This window comes from Roseateles sp. GW821-FHT02E12 (assembly GCF_059421665.1).
Genome location: NZ_JBWKVK010000003.1, coordinates 814,882 through 831,914 on the forward strand (window position 1 = coordinate 814,882; position 17,033 = coordinate 831,914).

14 protein-coding genes are annotated in these 17,033 nt (G+C 68.1%); 9 read left to right on the top strand and 5 right to left on the bottom strand.

Features of this window, described 5'->3' with window-relative positions; all coding sequences use genetic code 11:
- The first annotated feature begins 12 nt into the window (after positions 1-12).
- A complete protein-coding gene (locus AC07V5_RS21665; protein ID WP_495117776.1) occupies positions 13-471 on the top strand; it encodes a hypothetical protein in 459 nt (152 codons plus the stop codon).
- Here the strand turns inward: AC07V5_RS21665 and AC07V5_RS21670 are convergent.
- From AC07V5_RS21670 to AC07V5_RS21685, 4 genes are all read right to left on the bottom strand, one after another.
- Complete coding sequence (locus AC07V5_RS21670) at positions 465-3,101, bottom strand: TonB-dependent receptor (protein WP_495117777.1); 2,637 nt, start codon at positions 3,099-3,101, stop codon at positions 465-467. The genes AC07V5_RS21665 and AC07V5_RS21670 overlap by 7 nt on opposite strands.
- A gap of 77 nt (positions 3,102-3,178) precedes the next feature.
- Entirely contained in the window at positions 3,179-4,417 is a 1,239-nt protein-coding gene (locus AC07V5_RS21675; RefSeq protein WP_495117778.1) for an MFS transporter, read from the bottom strand.
- Between the two features lie 8 nt (positions 4,418-4,425).
- Positions 4,426-5,376 carry a carbohydrate kinase family protein gene (locus AC07V5_RS21680; RefSeq protein WP_495117779.1) on the bottom strand — a complete coding sequence of 317 codons (951 nt, stop codon included), beginning with the start codon at positions 5,374-5,376 and terminating at the stop codon, positions 4,426-4,428.
- A gap of 64 nt (positions 5,377-5,440) precedes the next feature.
- A complete protein-coding gene (locus tag AC07V5_RS21685; protein ID WP_495117780.1) occupies positions 5,441-6,694 on the bottom strand; it encodes an ROK family transcriptional regulator in 1,254 nt (417 codons plus the stop codon).
- A 365-nt stretch (positions 6,695-7,059) separates the two neighbouring features.
- Here AC07V5_RS21685 and AC07V5_RS21690 point away from each other — a divergent pair, with 365 nt between their 5' ends.
- Genes AC07V5_RS21690 through AC07V5_RS21705 form a run of 4 tightly spaced genes read left to right on the top strand, consistent with a single transcriptional unit; the run spans position 7,060 to position 11,508 of the window.
- Positions 7,060-8,166, top strand: a complete 1,107-nt coding sequence (locus AC07V5_RS21690; protein ID WP_495117781.1) for a hypothetical protein — start codon at positions 7,060-7,062, stop codon at positions 8,164-8,166.
- The gene (locus tag AC07V5_RS21695) at positions 8,163-9,971 is read left to right on the top strand and encodes a glycoside hydrolase family 9 protein (protein ID WP_495117782.1); all 1,809 of its coding nucleotides are present in this window, start codon (positions 8,163-8,165) and stop codon (positions 9,969-9,971) included. Before AC07V5_RS21690 ends, AC07V5_RS21695 begins: the two co-directional genes overlap by 4 nt.
- A 57-nt stretch (positions 9,972-10,028) precedes the next feature.
- Complete coding sequence (gene sigJ, locus AC07V5_RS21700) at positions 10,029-10,979, top strand: RNA polymerase sigma factor SigJ (RefSeq protein ID WP_495117783.1); 951 nt, start codon at positions 10,029-10,031, stop codon at positions 10,977-10,979.
- A 49-nt stretch (positions 10,980-11,028) separates the two neighbouring features.
- Complete coding sequence (locus AC07V5_RS21705) at positions 11,029-11,508, top strand: carboxymuconolactone decarboxylase family protein (protein ID WP_495117784.1); 480 nt, start codon at positions 11,029-11,031, stop codon at positions 11,506-11,508.
- A gap of 4 nt (positions 11,509-11,512) precedes the next feature.
- Here the strand turns inward: AC07V5_RS21705 and AC07V5_RS21710 are convergent, their stop codons facing one another.
- Positions 11,513-11,887 (bottom strand): hypothetical protein, encoded by a 375-nt coding sequence (locus tag AC07V5_RS21710; protein WP_495117785.1) that lies wholly within the window; start codon positions 11,885-11,887, stop codon positions 11,513-11,515.
- Between the two features lie 162 nt (positions 11,888-12,049).
- Here AC07V5_RS21710 and AC07V5_RS21715 point away from each other — a divergent pair, with 162 nt between their 5' ends.
- From AC07V5_RS21715 to AC07V5_RS21730, 4 genes are all read left to right on the top strand, one after another.
- Positions 12,050-13,288 (top strand): M28 family peptidase, encoded by a 1,239-nt coding sequence (locus tag AC07V5_RS21715; RefSeq protein WP_495117786.1) that lies wholly within the window; start codon positions 12,050-12,052, stop codon positions 13,286-13,288.
- A gap of 307 nt (positions 13,289-13,595) precedes the next feature.
- The gene (locus tag AC07V5_RS21720) at positions 13,596-15,428 is read left to right on the top strand and encodes a thiamine pyrophosphate-binding protein (protein WP_495117787.1); all 1,833 of its coding nucleotides are present in this window, start codon (positions 13,596-13,598) and stop codon (positions 15,426-15,428) included.
- Positions 15,425-16,228, top strand: a complete 804-nt coding sequence (locus AC07V5_RS21725; protein WP_495117788.1) for a citrate synthase family protein — start codon at positions 15,425-15,427, stop codon at positions 16,226-16,228. Before AC07V5_RS21720 ends, AC07V5_RS21725 begins: the two co-directional genes overlap by 4 nt.
- Entirely contained in the window at positions 16,225-17,031 is an 807-nt protein-coding gene (locus AC07V5_RS21730) for a citrate/2-methylcitrate synthase (protein WP_495117789.1), read from the top strand. Before AC07V5_RS21725 ends, AC07V5_RS21730 begins: the two co-directional genes overlap by 4 nt.
- Positions 17,032-17,033 lie beyond the last annotated feature (2 nt).

Sequence of the window (17,033 nt, forward strand, 5' to 3'; positions counted from 1 at the left end):
GCGGGAGCAGCCATGACCTCCACCCACGAGCGCCTGCTCGGCGCCGTCGAGACCCACGACGTCGACAAGATTCGTGCCCTGCTGGACGCTGGCTTCGACGCGCGTTCGAGCATCGATGGCGTGACGGTGGTCAATCACCTGCTCGAGATGTATTTCCGCTCGGACCGCTTCCCCGCCTGCCTGGCCCTGCTGCTGGACCGCGGCGGCCGGCTTGATGACGCCAGGCTCGCGCCCGTGCTGCTCAACGACGCCGATGCCCTGGCCACCGCCGTGGCGGCCGACCCGGCCCTGCTGCGCCACCGCACGCAGATGCGTTGCACCTTCACGCCGCTGTCCTATGCCCAGCTCGGCCTGCTGCCGCAGATGCACAGGACCGAGGCCGACGTCTACGCCAACATCACCGAGCTGTTGGCGGCCCAGCAGCGGCCGGCGCCGCGGCTGGGCAACGTGCCCAACCGCTACCTTCAGTAGTCGATGCCGACGCGGATGCCGTAGGTGCGTGGGTCGTTCCAGTAGCCGCGCACAAAGCCGCCGCCGTCCTGCACCGCGTTCTTGGTCATCTTGTTCGTCGCGTTCAGCACGTACAGCTCAGCGCGCCAGTACTTGGGCGCCTGCAGCTTGAGGCTGGCGTCGATCTTGGTGAAGGCCTTCTGGCCATCCGAGATGTGCGGGTTGTCCAGGTTGAGCAGCGTGAAGTACATCTTGTCCTGCCACTTCAGGTTGACCCAGGGTGTCAGCTCCCAACCCTCGCCGAAGACGAAGTTCTGCGAGAAGTTGATGCCGAAGCTGTACTTGGGCGACAGCGGCAGGTGGTTGCCGGTGATGTCCAGGATCTGGCGGCCGGCGAACTCGCGGATGGGGCCGGTGTAAGGGTCGGGGCAGTGCGGTGCGCCCACCTCCTCGCGCACGCCGCAGTTCCAGCTGTCGCTGTACGACGGGTAGTTCTTCATCTTGCTGTTGATGTAGCTGAAGAACGCGCCCAGGCGTGCGCCGGGCCAGGGCTTGTAGTCGACCTCCAGCTCCAGGCCGGGGATGCTGACGGTGCCGACGTTGACGGTCTGCCACTTGGTGACGATGTCGCAGGTCGGGTTGTCTTCGGGGCAGGGGTCGGTGCGCTTGATGCGGGAGGCGAAGTTGTCGCCCGTGACCTGCATGTCCTTGTAGCGGCTGAAGAAGAGCGTGGCCGACAGGCTCAGGCGTTTGTTCAGCAGCAGGCCCTTGTAGCCGATCTCGAAGTTGGTGACGGTCTCGGGCTTGTACGAGAAGAAGGTGTACTGCGGGCCGGCCGGGCCGTCCACGCAGTCGTGGCCGCCGCAGCGGTCGTCCTTGTCGCCGAAGCCGCCGGCCTTGTAGCCGGTGGAGAGGGACGTGTAGAACATGTCCAGCGGCGTGAGCTGCTTGGCCAGGCCCAGGCGATAGGTGACCTTCTTCCAGGTCTCCGAGTTGTCGTTGCCCGCGGGCGCACCCCATTCAGCGTAGGCGGCGGTGCCGGCGAAGGGGCCCATCTTCTCGGTCAGGTCGCGGCCGTTGTGGGCGCGAAAGCCGGGGTCGCCCGGCGTGCCGGGCTGATAGAGGCCGTTGTAGTAGGCCGGCGTGGAGCCGTCCCAGCCGCCGAAGACCTGGCCGTTCTTGTCGCTCTTCTTGTCGACGCTGTAACGCGCGCCGAGGGTGGCTGTCCAGGTCGGTGCGAACTTCCAGTCGGCCTGGGCGAAGACGGCCTTGGCGTCGATCTGGCGGTCGGGCTGGTGATAGAACTGGCTGGTCGGGAAGCCGTACGGCGCCGTGACGAGCTGCTCCTGCGCGTAGTCGATGGCGTTCTTCTCGTGCATCCAGAACAGGCCGGTGACGAGCTGCAGCGTGTCGGTGTGGTGCTTGAACTGCAGCTCGTGCACGCTGGACTTGTAGGTGGAGCCGAGCGTGAACGAGGTCATGTCGCTGATCGGCCAGGTGCCCCAGTCGCCGTCGGGGCCGACGGGCAGGCTGGCCGTCACCTGGCTGGCGATGGGGTGGTAGCCGCCATCGTCGTCGGACTGCTGGGTGCGCTTCTGGTTGGCGAACGCCGCGCCGTATTCGACGCTGGTCTGCGGGCTGAGGTTCCACACCAGGTTGGAGCGCAGCGTGCCGATGGACATGTCCGTCTTGCCGGGCACGTTGATCTTGACGTCCCATTTGCCGCCGGTGCACGCAAAGGCGGTGCCGGCCGCCATGTCGCAGTCCTTCATCGCGACGTCGCCGGCGCTGTTGTTCTGGAATTTCTCGTAGGCCAGCAGCCACTCGACGTTGTCCGTGAGCTTCAGGCGCCCGGCGATGCGCGCCGCCCACTCGTCGCGGTTGTAGTAGTACTTGCTTTTGCCAACCAGCGTGTTGCGGCGCTGGTCGACATCGGGGATGCCGTCGGCGACGAAGCCGTGCGCGGGGATGTTGACGTCGGTGAAGTCCTGCTGCTGGTTGATCCAGCCGTCGCGCTGGACCTTGCTGACAGTGGCGCGCAGTGCGAACTTGTCGTTCACGCGCAGGTTCTGCACCAGGTTGACCTGGCGCTTGCGGTAGTTGCCGAAGTCGGTCTCGACATTGCCGTAGGTGGAGCCGAAGTCGGGCTTGGCCGGGATGATGTTGACGCTGCCGCCGGTGGAGTTGCGGCCGAACAGCGTGCCCTGCGGGCCGCGCAGCACTTCCACCTGTTCCAGGTCGAACATCAGCGCGAGCGCGCCCTGCGGGCGGGGCGAGTACAGGCCGCCCACGTGCAGGCCCACGGCCGGGTCGCCGATCTCCGTGAAGTTGGTGGAGCCGACGCCGCGGATGTTGATCTGGATGCCGGAGTCGGCGCCCGAGGAGATCTGGAAGTTGGGGATGGTGCCCGACAGGCCGCGCACGTCGTGGATGCCTTCGCGGCTCAACGCCTCCTGCGTGATGGCGGTGACGGCCACGGGCGTCTTCAGCAGGTTGGAGTTGACGCGCGTTGCGCTGACCGTGACGGTGGGCAGCTCGTTCCGTGCGGCGTCCTTGTCCGCCGTCGTCTCTTGCGCAAAGGCGGTGCCGGCCAGCAGGCTCACGGCGGCTGCGGTAACGGTCTTGGCGTATCCAGCTCGGTTCGGTCTCATCGCTCTAGGCTCCTTGTGTCTGTGTATGGGCGGCCGCCGTCCTGGCCCGAAAGCCACGGCGTGTTTGAGTCGGGAAGTCAGCCCCCGGGTCTGGGCTTGGGTTTGGTGTTGGCCAACAACTGCGCCAGCGAGACGGTCTCGTTGCGCACGAGTGGCCTCGCCCAGGCGCTGACGCTCAGGATGTAGGCCAGGGTCAGGAAGACGGTGGACATCGCGGCGCGCAGCCCGATGGCATCGCCGAGCACGCCGACGATGAGGGGTAAGACGGCGCCGCCGAGGATGCCGGTACACAGCACGCCCGAGAAGGCGCCGTGGTGGCGGGGCACGGAATTGAGGCCCAGCGAGAACACCACCGAGAACATCACCGACAGGAAGAAGCCCGAGGCCGGGAAGGCCAGTTGCGACGCGGCAGCCGGGCCGAAGAGGGCGAGAGCGACGCTGCCAATCGCCAGCACCGTGAAGCCGGCGAGCACGACGCGGGAGTCCAGCAGCTTGAGCAGCGCGAGGCCCAGCAGGCAGCCCAGCGACATCAGGCCCCAGAAGCGCGCGACGGCGTCAGCGCCCTCGGCCGTAGCCGAGATGCCGTGGTACGTGGCCAGGAACTGCGACATCCAGTTGGCCAGCGTCTGCTCGGTGCCGACGTAGGCCATGATGCCCAGGAAGAAGAGCCGCACATCGCGGCGCGCCAACAGCTCTCTGTAGGCCGCCCAGCCGCCGGCACGCTCGTCGTCCTTGAGCTCGACCTGGGGCAGGGGCAGGGTCTGGTTGGCGACGATGAGGGCGACGAAGCCCACCGTGAAGATCCAGTAGAAGGCCACCCACACCAGCGGGCTGCCGGCCGCACCGGGGCGCTCCATCAGCAGTTGGAAGGCCCACGGACTCAGGAAGGACGCCAGACCGAAGACAAGCTGGCCCATCACCGAGAAGAAGGCGAAGTGCGCCTCCCCACCGGCCGTGCGCATCAGCGGGTTGATGACGACCTGCAGCAGCGCCATGCCCAGGCCAATGACGAACAAGCCGGCGATGGCCGTGCCGTAGCTGGGCCACAGCGCGATGGCCAGCGACCCCGCCAGGTTGAGCGCGAAGGCGACCAGGATGGTGAACCGCGGCCCCCGCGCTTCGACCAGCATTCCGCCTGGAACGGACACCAACCCGTAGGCCAGGAAGAAGGAGAAGGGCAGGAAACCTGCCAGCCCCAGGCTCAGCTTGAAGTCCTGGATGATGATCGGCATCAGCGGGCCGATCAGGTTGGTGACGAAGGAGATCACGAACCAGATCAGCAGGATGTAGCCGACGATCAGCGCGCGGTGCTTCATGGTGCGGCTCAGGCGGCGACGCAATCGGCGAATTCGCCGGCGCGGATGGTCTTGCGTGGGAAGCGCGACAGGATGGCGCGCGCCGTGCGGCAGCCGGCGGCCAGGCCCTCGGCGAGGTGGGCGCCGCGCAGACGGGCGGCGAGATAACCCGCGTTGAAGGCGTCGCCGGCGCCGATGGTGTCGAAGATATCGGCCGGCTCGGCATCGTGCTCGCTGCGGCGGCCACCTTCAAAGCCCATCGCGCCACGCGCACCGACCTTGACGACGAGGCTGGCACCGGGCTTCAGCTCCCGGCCGATCAGCACCAGCGCCGCGTCCAGATCCTCAGTGCCGGCAATGCTGCGGGCCTCCAGCTCGTTGATGAGCAGATGGTCGCAGTGCGGCAGCCAGGTCAGCACCTCGTCGCGCACGGTGGGCGTCCAGCCCTCGGGCGGCCAGCCGGTGTCCAGCGCGATGCGGTAGCCGCGCGTGGCAGCTTCGGCGAGCAGGTCGGCATAGCGGCCGCGCAGCTCGGTCAGCAGGAAGGGGGCGGTGAAGAGGGCAATGGCCGGTGCTTCGGTCGGGCGCAGGTGCTTGAGCACGTGTTGCACCGACAGCTGCTGCAGATGGCCGTGTGTGGTGAAGAAGTTGCGATCACCGCAGGCGTGCATGAGGCCAACGGAGATGGTGGTCTCGCGGTCGCACAGCTCCAGGTTGCTGCGGATGCCGGTGAACTGCTCGGTCAGCCACTGGCCGAAGTGGTCGTTGCCGACGGCGGAGATGAGCTGGGTGTTCAGGCCGATGTGGCGGGCTGCCAGCGCGGCGTTGGCGCCAGAGCCGCCGGCGCGCAGCTCGCTGCGGGGCATCAGCAGCTCGGTGCCGATGCGCGGCCAGGCGTCCAGGGTGCCAAGAACGAGGTCGACGCCTACGTCTCCGACGATGCTGAGGTGGGGGTCGAAATGAGTGCGTGCCGTGTCCATGGGCACCAACTATAGGAGCGCGTCAAATGGCTTGTCAATAAATAAATCCAGTGGATTGAAATATTTATTGAGTCCGTCTGGAAGGCGGTGCGCGGTGGCCCATCAGCTCGGCCGCGTCGACGTCCGGGCGGCGTTCCTGCTGCAGCACTTCCAGGCGCGGCGACAGCATTTCGTAGAAGGGCAGCACGGCCGCGCCGAGGATGGAGCTGTCGTCCTGGCGGTCCGACAGCACCAGGCGTGTCTCGGCGCTGGCCATGCCGCCGCGCACCGAGCGGTGCCAGGGCTGGGCCAGCGCCACGAGGTGTTCCACCAGCACTTTGGGCGCGGAGCCGCCGATGACGATGGAGCGCGGGTCCAGCATGTTCTCGATCATGCAGACGGCGTCGCGCAGCCGGTCCGCCGCCTGGCGGCACCAGCCGTGCAGGGCCGCGTCGCCGGGCTGCTGAAGGCGCTGCGCGAGGTCGACGGTCCACACGTCGTGGTCGGACACGCCCAGGGCCTCGGCCAGCGAGTGCATGGACAGGTAGCGCTCCAGGCAGCCGCGGTTGCCGCAGTAGCAGGCCGTGCCGCCGGGCACGATGGGCACGTGGCCAATCTCGGTCGCGTTGCCGTCGGCGCCGGGGTAGGCCGAGCGGCCGATGACCAGGGCGCCGCCCAGGCCCAGGCCGAGATGCAGATAGAAGAAGTCGTCCAGGTGGCGGGCCACGCCGAACAGCGTCTCGCCGAGGGCGCCGGCAACGCTGTCCACGCGGTAGAAAAGAGGCAGGCCGGTCACTTCACGCAGCTCATCCAGCACGGAGAGGTCGTTCCAGCCCTCCAATGCGGTCGGGCCGATGAAGCTGATGTCGGTGTGGCCGAGCGGGCCGGGGAGGGCGATGCCGATGCCCCACAGGCGCTCGGTGGAGTCGCGCCGCAGCTGGGCGACGAGTTGCAGCATGGCGGCCAGCATCTGGCGGCGGTCGCTGCTGTCCATCTCCACCTCGCAGCGGCTGCGCACCTCGCCGACCAGGTTCACCAAAGCGGCCGACGCGCGGCCCGGCTCCAGGCTGATGCCGATGGAGTTGCCCGCTTGCGGGTTCAGCTCGAAGGCGATGGGCGGCTGGCCGCGGGATTTGTCGACCTTCTGCCGCCGCGACACGATGAGGCCGATGGCCTCCAGGTCGTTGGTGATGTTGGCCACTGTCTGCGGGCTCAGGGACACCATGTCGGCGATGTCCTTGCGCGAGGCGGCGCCTTGCTGGCGGATGAAGTCCAGCACAACGCGGCGGTTGTAGGGGGCGCTGGACTGCTGGGTGGCTCCTCGGCCGGTGGTTCTCATGCGTGCTGGCGGCGCCTTTCGTGGCGCCGATGATAGTTGGCGGTCTCGGGGCCAAGCGGCCGATCCATGCGCAGCGTTTCGTGCGCCCTGGGGCTTGGCTTGAGGGTGGCCGCCATTCTGACTGAGCAGTCAATCCAATCGTCATCGTGTGGCTGTAATAAATTTATACAACCACTGGATTTAAATATTGACGATGCCGGCTTTGCGGCCCTACATTCGCCGCCGATGGTCCCGTTGGAGGGACGAGGTTCGGCCCGGCGCATCCAGCAGTGACGTTGCGCTCCTCGCCGGCGGCGCGCCCCTCGCGCCGCTCGTGGGCATCAACAACCCGTGGCACTCGCCACACGACTTCTGTTGAGGCAAACATGCAATCACTTCGGATTGGTTCCTGCGCGGCCCTGGCGCTGCTGGGGCTGTCTTCGCTGGCCGGTGCGACCGGCAATGCGGCCAAGAGCTCGGCCTATGTGCAGGACGGCTGGCTTTACACGCAGACCGAGACCGCCAGCGGGCAGGCGCTGGTGACGGCCGTGCAGCCGGCGGCGGCCAGCGGCGTCATCCCGGTGGGGGACTCGCGCGTCTATGGCAATGTCTTCGACAAGAACCGCAAGCTGACGGTCGCCCAGTGGCAGGCCGTGCTCAGCATGGACGCCTACCCGGAGAACGGCACGACCAATTACCAGGACGTCGGGCCCTGGCGCTATTGCGAGGTGGACTACGAGGCCAGCGTCGGCATCTCGGACTACCGCGGCAACACCTTCGGCCCGGTCGGCGTGACGACGGTGGGCGACTTCCCTGACTACTTCAAGAATGCCTTCGCACCCTATGTGCTGGGCAAGACGGGCGCGACCAACACCGACATGAAGAACTGGGGCGTGCAGGTCACCGGCGTGTCGGCCAGCAACTTCAAGGCCGACGACTCGACGCTCGATCCCTATCCCAACCTCAGCCGCTCCAACTCGACCAAGCGGGCGGCGCTGACCAAGATCTGCAAGGCCCTGCAGTCCGCCTTCGACACCCAGCAGGACAAATACGTGATGAGCCATTACGCGCACATCAACAACGACAAGCTGCTGCCGGTGCTCAGCGCGCTCAAGGGCATCGGCTTCACGGCCTTCGACAAGTACAACCTCGTCGGCCTGGCCTTCCAGGTGCAGGTCAACACCGGCTCCATCGCCAGCGTCTCGGCCTTCACCTCGGTCAAGAACGCCGGCAACTGCGGCAGCCTCAGCACCGAGACCTGCTTCGCCACCTATCTGACCGACCAATACATCCGCTGGCTCAAGTCCAGCAGCCTCGGCGACGATGCGGGCAACTGCTGGCGCGCCAGCATGGCGCTGGACATCTACAAGAAGAACCCGGCCATGAACAGCGTCAGCACGGTCAACTCGGTCATCAACAGCAGCTACCCCGACAACAGCGGCAAGTGCCCGGCGTCGGGCATCAAGTGGTCCAAGAACATGGCGTGGCAATGAAGCGAATCCTGATTGCAGCGGCCCTGGTGGCCGCCGTGCCGCTGTCCGTGGCCGCCGAGGCGGCTGCGCCGGTGACGACGGTCTCGGTCAAGTTGCCGGCCGATCCGCTGCTGGTGCAGCTCAACCAGGTGGCGCTGGAACGCGTCGGCCCCAAAAGGGCCGTCGTCGAATCCACAGGCTCGGCGCAAGCCGGGCGCTACCGGGTGCTGGTCGGCAGCAAGGTCGTCGCCCAGGGCGAGCTGAAGCCGCTGCCGGAATTCGCCGCGTGGGGCGCCGGCAAGCGCTACTTCGAGGTGGACTTCTCGGCGCTGCAGGCGCCGGGTGTCTACCGCGTCGAGGCGACGCTGGGTGGCGCACGGGTGCTGTCGGCGCCCGTGCGTGTGAAGGAGCAGGCCCTGTTCGCGACCATCGCCGACAAGACGCTGGACTACTTCCACCGCAGCCGCCATACCGGCAAGGGCGACAGCCGCATCCGCATCTTCGAGACGGATCGCTTCGTCGATGTGCATGGCGGCTGGAAGGACGCCGGCGGCGACACGGGCAAGTATTTGTCCCACCTCGGCTATGCCAACTTCTTCAACCCGCAGCAGACGTCGATGGCGGCCTGGGCGCTGGCCTACACGGCGCACACGTCAGCCGACCTTTACCGCAAGGCGGGCCTGCTCAAGCGCGCCGAGAACGAGGCCTTCTGGGGCGCGGACTATCTGCACCGCATCCTCGACGCCGAGGGCTACTTCTACACGACGGTGTTCGACAAATGGGGCGACGAGAAGGCCGAGCGCATGGTGGTCGGCTACGAGGGCGAGGACGGCAAGTACACCCAGCTCTACCGCTCGGCCTACCGCGCGGGCGGCGGCATGGCCATCGCGGCGCTGGCGCGGGCGGCGCTGCTGGCCAAGCAGTCCGGCCGGCACGGCGAGTTCAGCGGCGCGACCTACCTGGCTGACGCGGTGCGAGCTTTCGAGCACCTGCAGCAGTTCAACGCGCGGTACACGGCCAACGGCGTCGAGAACATCATCGACGACTACACGGCACTGATGGCCGCCGTCGAGCTGTTCAACGCCACGCGCGAGCCGCGCTTTCTCGACGCGGCACGGGTGCGGGCCGACAGTCTGATGAAGCGCCAGACGACCGATGGCGGCTTCATCAGCGATGGCGCGGCGCGGCCTTACTACCACGCGGTCGAGGCCGGCTTGCCGGTGCTGAGCCTGGGCTACTACCTCGACATCGAGACCGACGAGACCCGGCGCGGGCGGGCGAGGGCGGCGATCACTTCGGCGCTCTGGCAAGAGGTCAACATCACGCAGCGCGTCTCCAACCCTTATGGCTATGCGCGCCAGGCGTTCCAGCTTGCCGGCAAGGACGGCAAGGCCGAGGGCGAGGTGAAGGAAGGGTTCTTCATCCCGCACAGGAACGAGACCGGCTACTGGTGGCAGGGCGAGAGCGCTCGCCTGGCCTCGCTGAGCACGGCCATGGTCATCGCCGGCCGCAAGGTGGGTGGCCCCCTCCCGGCCGATTGGGCCGGCTTCGCGCAGAGCCAGCTCGACTGGACGCTGGGCCGCAACCCCTACGGCATCTCCATGCTCTACGGTTTTGGCAAGCGCAACCCGCCGACGGTGGCCTCCAGCGCCGGCGACATGTTTGCCGGCGGCGTGTCCAACGGCATCACCGGTGCTGTGGGCAGTGACACGGGCGAGGGCATTGCCTTCGGCCCTGGGCCCGACGGCGAGCAATGGCGCTGGGTGGAGCAGTGGCTGCCGCACTCGGCCTGGATGCTGCTCGCTGCGGTGGCGACCGCGCGCTGATGTCACAAACGTGGGGTCTGCTTCGTCAGGAGGGAGTTGAAACACGAAACTCCCGCCATGACCGACGACCTCTCGCCCACCGCTCGGGCCCTGCGCTACGACCGTGACCATGCGCGCCGCCTGCGCGCGCTGGCCTATCGCATGCTCGGCTCGCGCGCCGAGGCCGAGGACATCGTGCAGGAGGCCTGGCTGCGCTGGGCCGAGGTGGACGAGGCCACCATCGAACTGCACGGCGCCTTCCTGTCGCGGCTGGTGACCAACCTCTGCCTGGACAAGCTGCGCTCGGCCGCCGTGCAGCGCGAGCAGTACGTCGGCGTGTGGCTGCCCGAGCCCATGCTGGAGGACGAAGCGCTGTTCGGCTGGGCGCCCGGCCCCGAGAAGCAGGCCGAGTTTGCGCAGGACGTGTCCATCGCCTTCATGCTGGCCCTGGAGCGCCTGTCGCCGCTGGAGCGTGCAGCCTTCCTGCTGCACGACGTGTTCGACATGGGCTACGACGAGATCGGCCGCCACCTGGACCGCAGCGAGGCCGCCTGCCGCCAGCTCATCAGCCGCGCTCGCAAGAACGTCAAGGCCGACTACGCGCGCCGCGAGGTGGCCAAGGAGGAGGCTGATCGCTTGGTGGCCGCCTTCATGCAGGCGGTGCGCAGCCAGGATGTGTCCGCGCTTGCCCAGCTGCTGGCCGATGACGCCGTGCTGATGGCCGATGGCGGCGGCAAGGTCAGCGCCGTGCCGAAGCCGCTGCATGGCGGCGCCGTCATCGCGCGCACCTTCATCGGCTTTGCGCAGATGCCCACCAGTCACGGCTGGCGGCTGGTGCCGGCCACGGTCAACGGCCTGCCGGGGCTGTTGATCGTTGACGACCAGGCTGGTGGCCGCCTGGTGCAGACCATCGCGCTGGCGCCGGCCGCCGAGCCGGGCCAGGTGGGTGCGGTCTACATCCAGCGCAACCCCGACAAGCTGGCCGCCATCGCGGGGCGTGTCACAAACGCCGAGGCTGATCCGTCTTGACTCTGAGGCCAGCGAATCCGCCGGCCCGCCACAAGCCAAGGACATCGCCATGAGCACGCACGCCCCCCGCCTCGACTACTTCCGCCAGTCCGCCGACCTGTCCAAGAAGTACATGGACTTCGGCATGGCCTTCCGCATGGACAAGACGCTGGCCGTGCTGGTGGACATCCGCGCCTCCCAGCTCAACGGCTGTGCCTTCTGCCTGGACATGCACGTCAAGCAGGCCAAGATGCACGGCGAGCGCGAGCTGCGCCTGCACCATGTGGCCATCTGGCGCGAGTCGCCGCTGTTCACGCCCAAGGAGCGCGCCGCGCTGGCCTGGACGGAACTGTTGACGCACATGCCGGCGGAGGGCGTCTCCGACGCGGCCTACGCCGAGGTGCGCGAGCAGTTCCCCGACGAGGAACTGTCCGAGCTGACCTGGCGCGTGGCCGCCATCAATGGCTGGAACCGCATGAACGTGGCCTTCCGCAACGTGCCGGGCTCGCTGGACAAGATGTTCGGGCTGGACAAGGCGGGCTTGAACTGAGCCTTCAGGCCAGCTGCCCGGCGAGCCAGGCCCTGGCTTCGGGCAGCGTGCTGAAGATCCGGTACGGCGCCTTGATGAAGCCGTAGCGCATGAACTCGTGGATCGACGCGAGGATGTCGGGCCGGTCTGCCACGGCGATGATCAATAACTGCGGATTGGTGAAGAGCGGCCCGACGTGCATGGCCGCGATCTCCGCGGTGGACTCCGGCGTCGCCTCATAGGCGGCCACGTCCAGGTAGTCGCTGATCGCGTAGCGCAGGGCATCGAAACGGTGATCGGAACTGATGGCCGCCAGGGACGCGCGACGTTCGGCGATGCTGACGTCGCCGAAATAGCGTCTGTAGACGCCATCGGGTTCCCAGGTGATTCGGTAAGGCATGCCGAGCCGATGATAGGAACGGCGCACACGGCATGTGTTGCGCCGCCACCCGGGCAGCGGCTGTGCGGCGAGGGCGCCGTGACATTCTTCGCGGCGCGCTGCGATGCACGCCCGGGTGCGGCCCTCGCTAGGATGTGACCGCAATCACTTCCACAGCGTCACATGGCCCTCAAGACTTCAATCGCCGCCCTGGTGTTGGCCGGCGTCGCAGGCACTGCCTTCGCGCAGGATGCCGCCGACCCCGTCGCAACGCTGGTGGGCCATCTCGATCTCGAGAAGTACAAAGCCACCATCAAGGGGCTGACCCAGTTCGGCGACCGCCGCCAGGGCACGGCGCGCAACCGGGCGGCGCTGGACTGGATCGAGGCCCAGCTCCAGAGCTATGGCTGCAAGAACACCGAACGCCTGCGCTACGAGTTCACCGAGCCGGCCAAGCGCGGCCCCGTGCAACTGCAACCCCTGCGCGCGGGCGGCCCGGCGGCGCAGGGCGGCGGCACCTTGTTCGGCAAGCGTGCGCCCATCGGCGTGAACACCGACCCGATGGCGCAGCCGGACGAAAAGCTGCGGGCGCTGAACACCGAGCAGACCCCGCTCGGTACCTCGCCGCGCGAGAGCGTCTACTGCACCAAGGTTGGCACCACCCGCCCGGACGAGATGTACATCGTCTCTGCCCACATGGACGGCATCGGCTTCGGCGAAGCGGCCAACGACGATGGCTCCGGTACGGCCTTGGTGATGGAGCTGGCGCGCATCTTCAGCCTGCCCGGCGTGGCCACGGAGCGCTCCATCCGCTTCATCCTCTGGAACAACGAGGAGACCGGCCTGAACGGCGCCTATGCCTACGTGGCCCAGCGCCAGGCGCTGCAGGGCGTCGAGTCGCCCAAGGGCTCGGGCCTGTATCCGGAGCCGAAGTGGCTGGGCATGATCCAGCACGACATGCTGATGTTCGACCACGGCATGCCGGTCCCGAAGCTCGATGCCGCCGGCAAACCGGTGCTCGACGCGCGTGGCCAGCCTGTCTACACAGCGCCCAAGGAGCAGCGTGCCGAGGCCGACGTGAACATCGAGTTCCAGGTCAACGCCAAGCAGGCGGACGGCGCAGCCAAGCTGGCCTGGGCCCTGCGCGCCGCCAACGAGAAATACGCGACCGACTACCCCGCTGCGGTGGGCAACCGCATGACCAACACCGACTCGACGCCTTTCATGGACGTGGTGCCGGCGATCTCCGTGCGCGAGAACGAGCGCGGCATGCAGATCGGCGCGGGCTGGAACCCGCACTGGCACCAGCCCACCGACCTGTACACGACCTACTCGGACAAGGACTTCCTGCTCGGCCTCAACGCAGCGCAGACAACACTTGCAGCTGTCGCCCAACTTACGGGCGTGAGGGTGAAGCCCTAACCCTCCCTCAAAGCGGTTGCCCGCATTCGCGGGGATGCGCGATTGTTGCAACTGGATACAGTTGCGGCCATTGCGCGGTTGCGGAAACGTATTCATGTGCAGCCAACAGATGTCGCAGGGCCAGGTGTAGTCAGCGCCGGCGCCCCAAGCGCACGCAAGGGAGGAGCGAGGTCGTTCGGGTGTCCACCCAGCGGCCATTCAGGGTCCACCGTGGCCCACCCTCCCGATGTCGTGCCGACAAGCAGGTGCAAGGCGCTCTAGCAGCGCCATGCCGCCGTCCGGTGCGGTGTCCTACGACTGCTGCACCGTGGAATCAAACACTGCTCTCGCCCCGTTCTATGCCGAGGCGCCGGAATCGGCGCGCGAACCCGCCGTGCGCGATGCGGCCGATCTGCTCGTCGACGCGCTGGCCGCGCTGGGCGTCGAATACGTCTTCGGCGTGCCGGGTGGCGCCATCGAGCCGCTGTACAACGCCCTGGCGCGCAGCGCCCGCCGCGGCGGCCCGCAAGCCGTCGTGGCCCGCAACGAGCAGGGCGCGGCCTACATGGCCGACGGCTATGCCCGCGAGACCGGGCGCATCGGCGTCTGCATCGCCACCTCCGGGCCGGGTGCCACCAACCTGATCACCGGCGTGGCTTGCGCCTATGACAATAACGTGCCCATGCTGGTCATCACTGGCCAGCCGCCGATCAAGAACTTCGGCAAAGGCGCGCTGCAGGAGTCGAGCTGCACGGGCATCAACACGATGGCGATGTTCCGCCCCTGCACGCGGTACAACTCGCTCGTCTCGCATGCCGAGCAGCTGCCCACCAAGCTCTTCAATGCGCTGATGCAGGCGCAGCGCGCACCCAGCGGCCCCAGCCACTTGTCCATCCCGGTGGACATCCTGCGCGAGCCCCTGCCCGAGGGCATGGAGACGCCGGACTTCGCCGGCCTGCTGCGCCGTGCACCGGCGATGGTGGATCTGCCCGCCGTGTGCCAGCTCGCGCGCCTGCTGTTCTCGGCCCGCCAGCCGGTCTGGCTGATCGGCGATGGTTGCGGCGATGCCGCCAACGAGCTGATGCAGCTGGTGCAGCGCACCGACGGCAGCTTCATCACCACGCCCGACGGCAAGGGCTTCATCAACCCACGCCACCCGCGCTTCCGCGGCGTGTTCGGCTTCGGCGGCCATGCCAGTGCAGCCGAGCTGCTGTCCAGCGAACCCGATCTGGTCATCGCGCTGGGCACGGGCTTTGGCGAGTTCAACAGCGGCGGCTGGTCTGCTGCGCTGCTGAACAGCCGCCTCGTCCACGTGGACGACAGCGACGAGAACCTGATGCGCTCGCAGATGGCGCGGCTGCATGTGCGCGGCCACATCAAGTCGGTGTGCGAGCAGCTGATCGCGCTGCTCAACTCGCCGCAGGATGCGACCCTGCTGCCCTTCCTGCACCCGCAGATGGCGCGCCAGGCCTACGAGGCCATGGTCGACAACCCCGAGGCCATCCACAGCGACAGCGCGCCGGTGAAGCCACAGCGCCTGCTGGCGACCTTGAGCGAGCGCTGCCCGCCGCAGACGCGCTTCGTGGCCGACGCCGGCAACAGCGCCGCCTGGGCGGTGCACTATCTGGCGCCGCACGACCAACGCGCCCGCATGCCCGGCGGTGCCTATCTGCCTTCTGGCAAGGAGAGGCGCACCCGCAGCTCCAGCTGGCTGCGCGTGACGATGGACTTCGCGCCCATGGGCTGGGCCATCGGCTCGGCCGTCGGCATCGCCATGGCGAATCGCCGCTGCCCCGTCGTCTGCCTGACGGGCGACGGCAGCTACTTGATGAACGGCCAGGAGATCACCGTCGCCGCCGAGCTGGGCCTGCCGGTGCTCTACGTCGTGCTGAACGACGGCGCGCTGGGCATGGTCAAGCATGGCCAGCGCCTGGCGGGCGCCGAGCCCATCGGCTTCCAGCTGCCCAAGGTCGACTTCGCCATGATGGCCGCCGCCATGGGCATCCCCGGCCATGTGATCCGCTCGCCCCAGGACCTGGACGCGCTGGACTTCGACGCGTTGCTGTCGCGCCAGGGGCCGACGCTGCTGGACATCCGCATCGATGGCGAAGAGGTGCCGCCGATGAACCTGCGCATGAAGACGCTGGGGACGGCGCGATGACGGTGGCGGCGCCACGGGAGCGCGTCCGCACCCGCATCTGGCATGAGGAGCCGGAACCCGACAACAGCTTTGCGACCCGCAGCGCCCTCTGCCATGGCTATGACGTCTATGGCGACATGCTGGGACAGGCCCGCTGGGTGGACATGCTCTTCCTGCTGCTGCGCGGCGAAGCGCCGTCGGCCGGGCAGGCCCGGCTGCTGGATGCGGTGGCCCTGGCCCTGTCCAACCCCGGGCCGCGCGATGCGGCGGTGCATGCGGCGATGTGCGCCGGTGTCGGCGGCTCGACGTCGGCCGCCGCCTTGATCGCCGCGCTGTCCGTGGGTGCCGGCAAGTCCGGCGGTGCCCGCGAAGTCTGGGCCGCGATGCAGCTGTTCAGTGCATGCGGCCACAGCCCGTCGGCCTGGGAGCAGGCACTGGCCGCTCCTGCTGCCGAGCGAGCCGGCATCTGGCCTCAGGCCGAGCATCCGCCCGGTTTCGATCCCCATGCGGCCAAGGCCTGCGGCATCGTGCTGCGCGCGCTCGAGGTGCTGGCCCCGCTCAGCAACTGCGCCTGCCTGCCGTGGCTGCAGCAGAGCCTCGTGCAACTGGAGATGGCCACCGGCCACGGCCTGGCCATGACCGGCGTTGCGGCGGCCGCCTTCGTCGACCTGGGCTTCACGCCCGACCAGGGCGAGATGCTGCACCTGCTGCTGCGCCTGCCCGGTGCGGCCGCGCATGCGCTGGAGCAGCGCGAGCAGGGCCACAAAGGCTTTCCGTTCTTCGCGCTGGACCTGCAGGACGATCCGCGAGGTGAGGCATGAACGGACCCGCAGCGCTCGTGAACGGCGCCGACCGCATGGCCACCCGCGTGGGCCAGGCCTTCGTCGGCACCCGCGCCGTCTTCCGTGGCCATGACCTGCATGCCGACCTGCGCCATCTGGACTGGATGGAACTCTTCGTCCTGGGCATCACCGGGCGTCGCCATACCGAGGCTCAGGTCCAGCTGCTGCACGCCCTGTGGGTCTGCACCAGCTACCCGGACGCGCGCATCTGGAACAACCGCACCGCGGCGCTGGCAGGCTCGGCGCGCAGCACGCCGGGGCTGGGCATTGCCGCAGCGCTGGCCATGTCCGAGGCCACCATCTACGGCGGCCACCCCTATGTCAGCAGCATCGACTTCCTGATCCGCGCGGCGCGGCACGACGGGTCGCTGAGCGGCTTCGTCGAGGCGGAACTCGCCAAGGGCCGCATCTACGGCTATGGCCGCCCCATCGCCAGCATCGACGAGCGGCTGCCCTGGGTGCTGGGCATCGCGCGCGAGCTGCAGCTGGACGGCGGGCCGCATCTGCGTGTCGCCCTCGAAGTCGAGACGCTGCTGGTGGCGCGCAACCCCAAGCTGCGCATGAACTACGCCGCCCTGATGTCCGCGCTGTGCGCCGACCTCGGCTTCTCGCCGACCGAGATGCACCACTTCCAGGTGCCGGTGTTCCTGGCCGGCATGTCGCCCTGCTTCATCGAGGCCGCCGAGCGAGCGCCGGGGACGACCTTCCCGATGTCCTGCGCCCACATCGCCTACGAAGGCCCGGCCCTGCGCCGCTGGCCCGCCGCCCCCACACAACCCTGAGC

Coding starts and splice junctions, on each gene's coding strand:
- AC07V5_RS21665 (WP_495117776.1), top strand. CDS start 13: ATGACCTCCACCCACGAGCGCCTGCTCGGCGCCGTCGAGACCCACGAC.
- AC07V5_RS21670 (WP_495117777.1), bottom strand. CDS start 3,101: ATGAGACCGAACCGAGCTGGATACGCCAAGACCGTTACCGCAGCCGCC.
- AC07V5_RS21675 (WP_495117778.1), bottom strand. CDS start 4,417: ATGAAGCACCGCGCGCTGATCGTCGGCTACATCCTGCTGATCTGGTTC.
- AC07V5_RS21680 (WP_495117779.1), bottom strand. CDS start 5,376: ATGGACACGGCACGCACTCATTTCGACCCCCACCTCAGCATCGTCGGA.
- AC07V5_RS21685 (WP_495117780.1), bottom strand. CDS start 6,694: ATGAGAACCACCGGCCGAGGAGCCACCCAGCAGTCCAGCGCCCCCTAC.
- AC07V5_RS21690 (WP_495117781.1), top strand. CDS start 7,060: ATGCAATCACTTCGGATTGGTTCCTGCGCGGCCCTGGCGCTGCTGGGG.
- AC07V5_RS21695 (WP_495117782.1), top strand. CDS start 8,163: ATGAAGCGAATCCTGATTGCAGCGGCCCTGGTGGCCGCCGTGCCGCTG.
- sigJ (WP_495117783.1), top strand. CDS start 10,029: ATGACCGACGACCTCTCGCCCACCGCTCGGGCCCTGCGCTACGACCGT.
- AC07V5_RS21705 (WP_495117784.1), top strand. CDS start 11,029: ATGAGCACGCACGCCCCCCGCCTCGACTACTTCCGCCAGTCCGCCGAC.
- AC07V5_RS21710 (WP_495117785.1), bottom strand. CDS start 11,887: ATGCCTTACCGAATCACCTGGGAACCCGATGGCGTCTACAGACGCTAT.
- AC07V5_RS21715 (WP_495117786.1), top strand. CDS start 12,050: ATGGCCCTCAAGACTTCAATCGCCGCCCTGGTGTTGGCCGGCGTCGCA.
- AC07V5_RS21725 (WP_495117788.1), top strand. CDS start 15,425: ATGACGGTGGCGGCGCCACGGGAGCGCGTCCGCACCCGCATCTGGCAT.
- AC07V5_RS21730 (WP_495117789.1), top strand. CDS start 16,225: ATGAACGGACCCGCAGCGCTCGTGAACGGCGCCGACCGCATGGCCACC.